Genomic DNA, 11,822 nt, shown 5'->3' with positions numbered 1-11,822 from the left:
CGTGAGTTCTTCAAATGGCCGATCAAATTCCGAGCGGATGGCGCCAATAACACCAAAAGGGCCGATCCGAATATCCGCTACGAGTGGCGGGTGCGCTGCGAGTGTGGTCACGATGGCAACGGCCAGGAGTCCCCATGGTCCGAGATCAAGATCTTCAATACTCCCGATTTCGATCCGAATACGGGTGTCTATACCCCTTCTCCAGAGCAGAGTGCTGGTAATCCGCAGTATAAAGCATTGGATATTGAAAGTCTTGATATTTACCCTAATCCTGTCAATGCTACCGAACTGACTCTGCGCATACCTGCAGGTGGGAAAGGAAGCTATACCCTCGAAGTGATCGATGCTCGAGGACAGCGAGTCCTATGGGATACTACATTGGATTCGAAGGCAGAAACGGCCCCAGTGGATATATCTCACCTCACACCGGGAACCTATCTGATGCGGGTGATCCATGGTGCATCCATCTACCAGCAGCGTTTCGTGGTCACCCATTGACCGAATACTCGATCCAGACTACCGAATCCTCGATCAAGGTGCGCTTACCCGACCATTGGATTAAATTTATATCCGGTCCATGGTCAGAATCCATACATATACCTTCTCACAGGTGCTGTTCCGCTGTGGACTCCTGCTGACATTCTGTCTATGGGCCCATCAGAGTTTCAGCCAGCGCTTTTTCATCAAGAACTTCGCGGCCAAGGAGGGGCTCAGCCAATCCGAGGTGGGCAATATCGTACAGGCCAAGGATGGTAGAATGTACCTCACCACAGCTGCCTTTGGCGTGGATGTCTTCGATGGCATGCGATTCCATACCATCGGAACAGAGCAGGGGCTCATCCATCCCTACATTGCCGATATCCACCGCGATGAGCAGGACCATCTGTGGTTCTTCAGTACCCACGGCATCAACCGCATGGAGGAGGATAGCATGTATACCTTTCCCCTGGACAAAGACGCATTGGGCATCGAGTCGATCTTCGATGTCTTCGAACTGGGAGAGGATGAATTCCTGCTGGGTACCGATGTCGGTCTGATCCATTTCCGATCTGGGAATTTCACGCTTCACCAGCATCCTACCCAGGCCGGGTTGCGATTCTTCGATATAGAAGAATGGAAAGACATTCACTACCTGGCCACAAGTCACGGACTCTTCACTTGGGAAAATGCTGAGATACAAGAACCCGATGATTATCCCTTGGATGAGGAGATACTTTCTTTAGGGGTCGATGCCTCCGGTCGACTCTTGATGGGTGTTTCTAGAGGATATTATCAAGCTGATGCAAGCGATCTGAGCTATCATCCCTTATTCGAGGACGAACGCTACTCGGTGATTTGCTTCTTGACCACCCGAGAAGGAAGCACCATAGCCGGTACCAATGGGGTAGGTATGTTCTTTCTCGAAGAAGGTTTACATATCACCGAAAAGAACGGTCTGAGTGAGGACTTCATCTGGACCCTGTATCAGGATATGGATGACAATATCTGGATCGGGACTTCCGGTGCTGGTCTGGATCTGATGGCCCATGACCACTTCCGCACACTGACCACAGCAGATGGTCTGGGCTCTGACATAGTCTACGACATCCTGCAGAGAGAAGATGGCTCACTCTGGTTCGGCATGGTGCAAGGAGGAATCACCGTATGGGGGGATGAGGAGCATATCAGCTATGATACCGAAGATGGCCTAAGTCATCAGACGGTACGCTGCTTCCTTGACTCCGGAGATACCTTGTTCATCGGTACAGAAGGGGGACTCACCATATTCACTCGATCGGGATTCGAGGATGTCTCTTCGAAATTCGGAGTGGAGGGGCATGCGATATTCGATATCCATCGGGATAGGAGCGGAGTGCTCTGGTTTGCATGTAAAGGAGAGCGATACTATGGTGAGAACGGGGGAGTGGTAAGGTACGCGGCCGGGCGGATCGACAACTATACCCTAGATGATGGCCTTCCGAGTAACAATGTCTATTGCATCCGCGAACGTCCGAATGGGGACCTATGGTTCGGGACTACAGGTGGAGTAGGGGTTTGGGATGGCGAAACGTTCTCCAGACAGTTGCTGGACGGTCCGAACTCCTGCCAGGGAACGGTACTCACCATGCTCACCGACCACAAAGGGAATGACTGGATCGGAGGGGTCAACGGTCTTGGCCTCTTGACCGAAGATGGTTATACCTGCATCTCAGGAAATGGGATACGGGGCGAGACCATCTATTTCCTCGCAACCCAAGGAGACTCCATACTTTGGGTAGGGTCGGCCATCGGTCTGGAGAAGATCGATCTCGAGCAATTCTACGACCATGGAGAGATCCATTCTGAGCTTTTCAATGATGATAACGGTTTTATTGGGACGGAGTGCAATCAGAATGCGGTCACTGTGGATGATCAGGGCAACTTCTGGTTCGGCACCATAGGAGGTGCGGTGCAGTTCATCCCATCTCTCTATGATCAGGACGATACACCCTTACGACTGCGTATCACATCGGTACGCCTAGGAGGTCGGGATACCCACTGGTCAGACTCCGGATGGAATACCGATACACAAGGCATACCTCAGGACCTACAACTCAACTACAAGCAGAACTCTGTCCAATTCGAATACCTGGCCATTCACCTCACTGAGCCTGATTTGGTGGAGTACAGTTTCATGCTTGAAGGTACCGATGATGGATGGTCGGCATTCTCTCCCGATCGCTCGGTCTTCTTCGCGAATCTAGGTCCACAGGAATACATATTCAAGGTCAGAGCACGCAATTCCAATACGGGAATCATCAGCAATACAGTGGCCTACCCATTCATCATCGAACCGGCTATCTGGCAGACACTGTGGTTCCAATTGCTGTTGATAGGTCTGGTGCTCTTCGGCATCTTCAGCTTCTTCTACTGGCGCATACAGAATATCAGAAGGCATGAGGAGGAGAAAAGACGCTTTCAAGAAGAACTGGCCGAATTGGAGATGACGGCATTGCGGGCCCAGATGAATCCTCACTTCCTCTTCAACTCTCTCAATTCTGTCAATAGCTTCATCATCAAGAACGACAAAGAGGCCGCTTCAGAATATCTGGGGAAATTCTCACGATTGGTACGATTGATCCTGCAGAACAGCAAGAAGAAACTCGTGGACTTGGAAGATGAACTCACGGCTTTGCGCCTGTATATCCAATTGGAGTCCTTGCGCTTCAATCGAGGCTTCCACTTCATCGAGAAGATCCCTGCAGATATCGACTTGGAGAAGTACCACATCCCTCCATTGCTCTTGCAACCCTATGTGGAGAATGCCATATGGCATGGGCTTCTGCACCTAGAAGACCGTCAAGGGCGCTTGGCACTGGAGATACGTAAGAATGGCTCTGGATTGGAGATATTCATCGAGGATAACGGAATAGGCAGGAAGCAAGCCGACCTGCTCAAAAGCAAATCCGCCATCAAGAAGAAATCCTTGGGAATGAAATTGAACAAAGAACGAATGGACCTGACTCAGGCCTTGCATGACTTCAATATCACCTTGGATATCGATGATATGCAAAGCGATGAAGGGAAAGCCCTCGGTACCCGGGTTCGCATCAAGATCAGTGACTATGACAGATAGGATAAAAGCAGTCATCGTAGATGATGAGATGCATTGCATAGAGACCTTGCAGTGGCAATTGGCCAATTACTGTCCACAGGTGGACGTGGTGGATACCTTCATCAGCCCGGTCAAGAGCTTGAAATTCCTCATGTATCATGAGATAGACCTTCTGTTCCTGGATGTGGAGATGCCTGTCCTCAATGGCTTCGACCTGCTGCATGCACTGCCTAAAAAGGATTTTGCTCTGGTATTCACGACAGCCTATGATGAGTTCGCGATCAAGGCCATCAAGCATCACGCGATCGACTACCTCCTCAAACCCATCGACCGACAAGAACTCGAACAGGCCGTGCGGACGGCCCTACAGAGCAAGATGGAGTTGGAGAACCGTCTGGAAGAACTGATGAAGGAAATGGAGATCGACACCCACACCAAGATCGCCATTCCTACCCCCGATGGTGTGGAACTCGTGGATAAGAGTGAGATCATCCATTGTGAGAGTGACAGCAACTATACCCATGTTTACAGTGCAGAAGGAAGAAGATATACCGTGGCCAAGACCTTGAAGGAGATCGAAGAACAGATCGATTCCGACCAGTTCATACGCGTACATCAGTCCCATCTGGTCAACTTCAATCATGTGGAGCGCTACCATAAATCAGAAGGAGGCAAGCTCATCATGAGCGATCAGACAGAGATTCCGGTCAGTCGAAGGAAGCGCACAGAACTCATCGAACGACTCCATTGACCGAATACTCGACAAAAGCTACCGAATACTCGATCCTTTTGTCACTGAACCATTTGCTATCTACATTGCTGTCGCTAAGGAGCAGAAAGCTCCGTTGGTCTTAGAGAAACCGACCTCTTTTCATCTGGTAGAACCCTTCATCTTGAGCGGATGAAGGGTTTTTTTTAGTCGAATTCTACCAGAGAGAATTCTCCCTCGGTCACGACATAGGTCACCCCAATGTCGTCATCCTCAGCAGTGAAGGAGAAAGTCCCTGACCAGGTCTCTGTGCTTTCATCGTACTGCGTGATCGTCACATTGGCCATTTCGGTATCCTCTGTGCTTGCTTCTATGTCCACCGCTCCGTTGTTCACGTTCACATTCCCGAAGCAGTAATCGCCTAACAGGGTATTGCTCGCATCGAAGGTGGTACCAACAGCAAATGCATCGGCATCGAAGGAGGTGGCCGTGATCGCTACCGTGATGGTGTCTCCATTGCTACGAAACACCGTTCCTGAAGCCGTTCGAGTAGTCACTCCAGCACTCGAGCCTCCTGCACCTGCGATGAGTAGGATGTGAGAATCGAATGCGACACCATCGATCATACACTCGAAGCTCGGATCACCGGTAGAGGTAGTGTCGGGAGGGTTGGTCGTGGAATTGCCATTGCTATCATCCTCCTTCTCACAAGAGAAAACAACGGAAGCCAATATCACGCAGAGAATAATGCTCTTGAATTTCATAGTAAGGTCGGTCTGCTCAAAAATAGCTAATGCTATTTGCCGATACAGAACTTGGAGAAAATGGTCCCCAATAGGTCATCGGTAGTCACTTCACCGGTCACCTCTCCCAGATAGTGCAATGCCTTGCGTATATCGATGGCCAATAGATCACTGCTGATTCCTTGTTCCATCCCCTTGACAACGGTATGCAAGGCTTCACTGGTCTTTTGCAGGGCATGCAGATGGCGCAGATTGCTGACCACGATATCCCTCTGTCCGGTCCCATCATACTCGATACGTTCCAGTAGCTTGTCCTTCAACGAATTCAACCCTTCTCCGGTCAGTGCACTGATACCGATTGCATCCTGTGGAAGACCATCGCGTCCTTCGGTCAGATCTATCTTGTTGAGCACTCGGATGGTACGCTCGTCATCGCGCCAGCCCACATGGTCGAAATAGTGATTGTAAAGGCGTTCTTCCTCATCGAGGAGTTCTTGTCGTGCATCGAGTAGTTTGATCACGATAGCCGCGTGCTTGGCTTTATCCAGGGCTATGGCTATCCCTTGATTCTCGATCTGATCCTCGGTCTCACGCACTCCGGCCGTATCAATGAACCGGAAGGTGACCCCACCGATATTGACCGTATCCTCGATGGCATCCCGTGTAGTGCCGGCAATATCAGAAACGATAGCCCGCTGCTCCTTCAGCAAAGCGTTGAGCAGCGTGGATTTGCCTGAATTGGGCGCTCCGATGATGGCCACAGGCACGCCCTTCTTGATCACATTTCCTAACTGGAAGGACTCGATGAGTTCGTCCACCCGATGGATGATCGCACGTATCAATCGCTTGAAATCATCGCGATCGGCAAATTCCACATCCTCTTCGGAGAAATCGAGCTCCAATTCTATCAGCGAAGCGAATTCGATGAGTTTGGTGCGAAGGGTCACTATCTCTTGAGAGAATTCGCCTTTCATCTGTTGGATGGCCATGCGATGGGCACTTCTGGATTCACTGGCGATGAGATCGGCAACGGCTTCGGCCTGTGAGAGGTCCATCTTACCATGGAGGAAGGCACGCTGGGTGAATTCGCCACGAGTGGCCGCTCGACATCCTTGGGCGATGAGCAATTGAAGAATTCGCTCTTGGATATAAACCGAGCCGTGGCAGCTGATCTCCACCACATCCTCCCCGGTAAAACTGTGAGGGCCTTGGAATCGGGCCACGATCACATCATCCAAGATGTCCTCTCCATCCATGATCTGACCATAGCTCAAGGTCATGGGGTCTTGGGCCTTCACATCCTTGCTGTAGATCGAATTCACATGAACACTCGCTTGAGGACCCGATATCCGTATCACCGCAATACCTCCCACTCCGGGTGCCGTGCTGATGGCGCAGATGGTATCATCGGTCAAGTGCCTCATAGTGACAAAGCTAATCCCTTCGGTGCCACCTCTGACAGGTCGACTTTCTGAAATACATTACTTTCGCTGCCACAAATTTCCATGTAGAAATGTCGGTACTCGTAAACAAGGATTCCAAGATAATCGTTCAAGGCTTCACAGGGAGTGAAGGAACATTCCATGCTGGTCAGATGATCGAGTATGGGACCAATGTAGTGGGAGGTGTGACACCCGGAAAAGGTGGGCAGTCCCATTTGGACCGCCCGGTCTTCAATACGGTCTCTGAAGCGGTGGAGAAGACAGGTGCTGATGTCAGTATCATCTTCGTGCCACCTGCATTTGCGAGTGATGCCATCATGGAAGCGGCAGAAGCAGGAATAAAGGTCATTGTCACCATAACCGAAGGTATTCCGGTCAATGACATGGTCAAGGCCAATGCCTATGTCAAGGACCGTGATTGTACCTTGATCGGGCCCAATTGCCCCGGTGTGATCACAGCGGATGAGGCCAAGGTCGGTATCATGCCCGGTTTCATCTTCAAGAAAGGATCAGTAGGTGTGGTCTCCAAATCAGGAACACTGACCTACGAAGCGGCCGATCAGATCGTGAAGGCCGGCATGGGAATCACCACCGCCATCGGTATAGGAGGTGACCCGATCATCGGCACCACCACCTTGGAAGCGGTGAAACTCTTCATGGCAGATCCAGAGACCGAGGGTATAGTGGTCATCGGAGAGATCGGAGGGGACTTGGAAGTGAAAGCCGCTCGTTGGATCAAGGAGAACGGCACCAAACCTGTAGTCGGATTCATCGCAGGAGAGACTGCACCTAAAGGACGTACCATGGGTCATGCAGGAGCTATCGTATCCGGTGAGGATGAATCGGCTCAGGCCAAAAAGCGCATCATGCGCGACTGCGGTATCCACGTGGTGGATTCACCCGCCCAGATCGGACACCGAATGGCCGAAGTGCTCGGGGTCACGGCATAGTCCAACTCGAAATACAGTATTGAGAAAGAGGCCTCAGCAGCACGCATGAGGCCTCTTTTTTCGCTTAGGTCAGGGTAGAATTCTTAATTCCCTCCGATCGTGTAATACAGAGCGATATTCAAACCTGCAATGGCGGCATTGGTTGTAACAGGATCGTATTCCCCTTCATCCAGAGGAGCATCTGTATGAGCGATGGTCGAGTACCAGCCCAGATCGGGATCCCCCTCATTGTACTGGTCCTCCGTCACTTGCTCCACACTATCGGAGAAGCTGTAGGCGAGTCGCAGCCCTACTCCGGCCATGAGATTATCGGCCACATCGAAATTCACTCCGAAGCCGATCACCCCGAAGAGCAAGGTCTTGGAAAAATCCTCTGCCACGCGATTATCGCGCTGGGTCTGCGTGCCGAAGATGTCATCCTCCAGATCGGGATCGGAGATATCTATCACATTCTCGGTCTCCGATTGATTGAGCATGATCATAGGTCCTACCTCGAAATAGGATCCCCCATCGGATAAGGCCTTGAATAGAGCCGTTATTTCCAGGTAATCGACTGAGGTCTCATACACATAGTCGATATCATCCCCAAAGAAAGTCTCGAACTCCCCTTGGGTGCGCTGCGCCACTGTATTGACGCCTAGCCCCACTTCCACACCTACGGTCTCATTGAGATATTGGATCACGGATATACCTCCGCCACCCGTGAAGGTGCCTTTGTAGTCCACCAGATCGCCATTATCGGATAGATTCTTATTGAACATCCAGGTATTAGAGACCTGTCCTCGGGCTCCTATCATTGTCTGAGCGTTCATCCCGATTCCTAGAAAAGCGATGAACAGAATTGAAAAGAAGAACTTCATAATTGCTGTTGGTTAGATAGGGTATATTTGGCCCTATTCAATCAACAATATACGGAATATGGGTCTACTGCAAGGGAAAACAGCCATTATCACCGGAGCTTCCAGAGGGATCGGAAAGGCCATCGCGCAGCGTTTTGTCGATGAAGGGGCCAAGGTGGCTTTCACCTATCTATCCAGCGAAGAACGGGCCAAAGCGCTTGAAGAAGAACTGACCAAAGGTGGGGGAGAAGCAGTCGGATTCCGCTCGGACGCCTCCGATCATGCCGATGCCCAGAAATTGGCCGATGAGGTACTGGAGCGCTTCGGTAGTATAGATGTAGTGGTCAACAATGCCGGGATCACCCGCGATAACCTACTCATGCGCATGAGTGAGGAGGATTGGGACCAAGTGATGCAGACCAACCTGAAAAGCATTTTCAACCTGACCAAAGCCGTACAGCGTACCATGCTGAAACAGCGTAAGGGTTCTATCGTCAATCTGAGCTCAGTGGTAGGAGTCAAAGGCAATGCAGGACAGTCAAACTATGCCGCCTCCAAGGCCGGAATACTCGGATTCACCAAATCCATCGCCCTGGAACTAGGAAGCAGGAATATCCGCTGCAATGCGATCGCACCGGGATTCATCGAGACAGAGATGACCGAGAAATTGGATGAGAAGGTAGTGGCAGAATGGAGGAACACTATCCCGCTCAAACGCGGAGGACGTCCGGAGGATGTGGCGGACCTTGCTGTATTCCTCGCCTCGGATATGAGTGACTATATCACCGGTCAGGTCATCCATGTGGATGGTGGGATGTTGACCTGAGGCCCGACTTGGAGATCTATTCCGAATATTCGTTCTGGTGGCTGATACCCTGCCTGATCATCTCCTTTGGTCTGGCCTATCTGCTCTATTCTCGATCTGAGAAGGAGAAAGGATTCTCCAAAGGTCTGAGGTATACGCTCACTGCATTGCGCACATTGGTCCTGGCTGGACTGATGTTCTTGCTCTTAGGGCCCTTCTTCAAGTACATCGAGCGTCAGGTACAGGATCCGCTCATTCTCATTGTACAGGACAACAGCTCATCAGTGATTTTGGCCCCGGATTCGGCCTTCTATCAGGGAGAATACATCACGCAGCTCGGTCGTCTGGCCAGCAATCTGGAAGAGAGCTACGAGGTACTCGCCTATCGCTTCGATTCTGAGATCACCAACGGACTCGATATCGATTTCCAAGGCAATCGCTCGGATATCGGAAGTACCCTGACCAGTCTTCAAGAGCGGCATATCAATCGCAATGTAGGTGCCATCATCCTGGCCACAGATGGTATCTACAATCGCGGAAGCTCGCCCATGAATGTGGCCAGTGCGGCAGGCCTGCCCATCTATACGGTGGCCATGGGGGACACCACCATCAAGCGGGACCTGCTCATCGAGAATATCGTCCAGAACCGACTGGCCTATCTGGGCAATGATTTCCCAGTGGAGGTCATGATCAGGGCTGACAAGCTCAAAGACAGAACGGCCACACTTCGCATCGCTCGACAAGGAGAGGTCCTCTTCACCAGAAGCATCACGATCGATGACGAGGATTTTGTGACCACCGTGCCAGCTGTGCTGAATGCCTCTTCTACCGGGAGAATTCGCTATGATGTCTCGCTGAGTGTACAACCCGATGAATTCATCCAGGAGAATAACTTCCGTTCCTTCTACATGGATGTCTTGGATTCGCGGCAGAAGATCCTCTTACGATTCGCAGCCCCACATCCCGACATTGCCGCCATCAGACAGGCCATTGAGAGCAATGAGAACTACGAGGTGGTATTGGAATCTACCGCACGTGCCTCAGGTGATCTGAAGGAGTACGATCTGGTCATCACCCACGGTATCCCGCAGCGCAAGACCGGAGGTGCTGAGATCATCGATCGATGCCGTGAGGCCAATGTCCCGCTCTGGGTCATCGCTGGCTTGCAGACCGACTGGAGCACTTTGCGCAACAGTGGATTGGGTGTGGATGTGCAGCTGAAAGGTGGAGATAATACCACGGATGCATCGCCTTCCTTTGAAAGGGATTTCAGGCTTTTCGACCTTTCTGGAGAACTCGAAGAGGCATTGAGCGAGTGGGCACCACTACAGACATCCTTTGCCGAGTTCAGCGTGGACAATGCGGCCAAGGCATTGCTCTCTCAGCGCATCGGGATCGTAGATACCGAGCAGCCGCTCTGGTTCTTCAAAGAGACCGATGGACATCGCAGTTCCGTGTTATTGGGTGAGGGTTTATGGCGATGGCGTCTACAGGACCATGTCTCCCGCGATGGACATGATCGCTTCAATGAATTGATAGGTAAGGCGGTGCAATATTTAGCGGCCAAGGAGGATAGAAGGCAATTCAGGGTCTATGCTGAAGAACGATTCGATGAGGATGATCCCATCATTCAGGAGGCCGAGTTGTACAATGCCAGTTATGTACCCATTAACGACCCGGAAGTCACGGTGACCTTCACCGATGAAGAAGGGAATACCTATGAATTCCTCTTCAACCGTACACAGGCCGGATATTATCTGGATGCTGGAAGACTACCCAACGGAACATACAACTACACGGCCCTGGTGAGCTTGGAGGGAGAGACCTACCGCAGCAGCGGCTCATTGACGGTGGAAGCTATCCAAGTGGAGGCAGTACGTACACAGGCTGATCATCGCTTGCTCTATCGCATGGCACAGTCTACTGGGGCGGAGATGTTCTACCCCAATGAATTGGATGCCTTGGAGGAGGCACTGCTCAACAAAGAAGGGATTGTACCCGTTATCTACACCACCGAGCAGATGACCGATCTGATCGAGTCACGCTGGTTGTTCTTCCTCTTGGTCCTCTTCCTGGCCATCGAATGGTTCGTCAGGAAGTACAAGGGAGGGTATTGATCGGAGTACTGAAGGTCATCTCCTGGACGATCGGCTCACTATGAGCTACGCTGTGCTTCGCTCTGAAGGCCAGCTTCAATCAGAATGAAAATCTAAATGGCAATCAAAATGACTTACTCAAGAACCGCATTCATTTTAATTCTCATTCCCATTCAGATTTTGATTCAAATAATGGATTTGTTCCAGGCTAACGAGGATCGGGGACACCATGAGCACCTTCTGATACAAATGATTCTTCACTTCGCTGCGCTTCGTTCAGAATGCCAGCTTCAATCAGAATGAAAATTTAAATAGGAATCAAAATGACCCATTAGGTCTTCATTCCACTTTTGATTTTCATTCCCATTTTGATTTGATTTCGTCAGATCCTCTCACTTTTCTCCGATCTCAATGACCTGAACTATGAAACTGCGGTTTTCCAACCTACGAGTCATTCCTAGGCACGAGGAATCTGGTCGAGATGGAACCTACATTTCACGAGATTCTTCGATCGTTTCCCTCCGTTTGAAAGATGGCTTCAATCAAAATGAAAATCTAAATAGAAATCAGAATGACTTTCGCAGAGTCTGTATTCATTTTGATTCTCATTTCCATTCAGATTTTGATTCAACGAAACCAGAAGTCCGCTGTGCTCCGTTCTGAA

Annotated in this window: 9 protein-coding genes; 6 read left to right on the top strand and 3 right to left on the bottom strand. The window is 50.7% G+C overall.

Going from position 1 to position 11,822, the window contains the following annotated elements; all coding sequences use genetic code 11:
* From HKN79_03710 to HKN79_03700, 3 genes are all read left to right on the top strand, one after another.
* On the top strand, positions 1-498 hold a 498-nt coding region (locus tag HKN79_03710), incomplete at its 5' end, for a T9SS type A sorting domain-containing protein (GenBank protein NNC82659.1).
* Positions 499-577: 79 nt separating this feature from the next.
* A complete protein-coding gene (locus tag HKN79_03705) occupies positions 578-3,595 on the top strand; it encodes a histidine kinase (GenBank protein NNC82658.1) in 3,018 nt (1,005 codons plus the stop codon).
* Positions 3,585-4,325: a response regulator transcription factor gene (locus tag HKN79_03700; GenBank protein ID NNC82657.1), complete on the top strand. Its 741-nt coding sequence runs from the start codon at positions 3,585-3,587 to the stop codon at positions 4,323-4,325. Before HKN79_03705 ends, HKN79_03700 begins: the two co-directional genes overlap by 11 nt.
* 164 nt (positions 4,326-4,489) lie before the next feature.
* Here HKN79_03700 and HKN79_03695 read toward each other — a convergent pair whose 3' ends face one another.
* A complete protein-coding gene (locus tag HKN79_03695; GenBank protein NNC82656.1) occupies positions 4,490-5,047 on the bottom strand; it encodes a hypothetical protein in 558 nt (185 codons plus the stop codon).
* 32 nt (positions 5,048-5,079) lie between these two features.
* Positions 5,080-6,450, bottom strand: coding sequence for a tRNA uridine-5-carboxymethylaminomethyl(34) synthesis GTPase MnmE (mnmE, locus tag HKN79_03690; protein ID NNC82655.1), 1,371 nt, complete (start codon positions 6,448-6,450; stop codon positions 5,080-5,082).
* A gap of 89 nt (positions 6,451-6,539) precedes the next feature.
* Here mnmE and sucD point away from each other — a divergent pair, with 89 nt between their 5' ends.
* The gene (sucD, locus tag HKN79_03685; GenBank protein ID NNC82654.1) at positions 6,540-7,418 is read left to right on the top strand and encodes a succinate--CoA ligase subunit alpha; all 879 of its coding nucleotides are present in this window, start codon (positions 6,540-6,542) and stop codon (positions 7,416-7,418) included.
* Between the two features lie 83 nt (positions 7,419-7,501).
* Here sucD and HKN79_03680 read toward each other — a convergent pair whose 3' ends face one another.
* The gene (locus tag HKN79_03680; protein ID NNC82653.1) at positions 7,502-8,215 is read right to left on the bottom strand and encodes an outer membrane beta-barrel protein; all 714 of its coding nucleotides are present in this window, start codon (positions 8,213-8,215) and stop codon (positions 7,502-7,504) included.
* A 121-nt stretch (positions 8,216-8,336) separates the two neighbouring features.
* On the opposite strand from HKN79_03680, the gene fabG reads away from it, so the two are divergent.
* Together fabG and HKN79_03670 are read left to right on the top strand one after the other, a co-directional pair.
* A complete protein-coding gene (gene fabG, locus HKN79_03675; GenBank protein NNC82652.1) occupies positions 8,337-9,083 on the top strand; it encodes a 3-oxoacyl-[acyl-carrier-protein] reductase in 747 nt (248 codons plus the stop codon).
* Between the two features lie 8 nt (positions 9,084-9,091).
* Positions 9,092-11,179, top strand: coding sequence for a hypothetical protein (locus HKN79_03670; protein ID NNC82651.1), 2,088 nt, complete (start codon positions 9,092-9,094; stop codon positions 11,177-11,179).
* Positions 11,180-11,822 lie beyond the last annotated feature (643 nt).

It is taken from the genome of Flavobacteriales bacterium (assembly GCA_013001705.1).
Taxonomy (GTDB): domain Bacteria; phylum Bacteroidota; class Bacteroidia; order Flavobacteriales_D; family JABDKJ01; genus JABDLZ01.
Note: the sequence above shows the minus strand (reverse complement) of the source record. Positions and strands in the feature narration are given on the sequence as shown.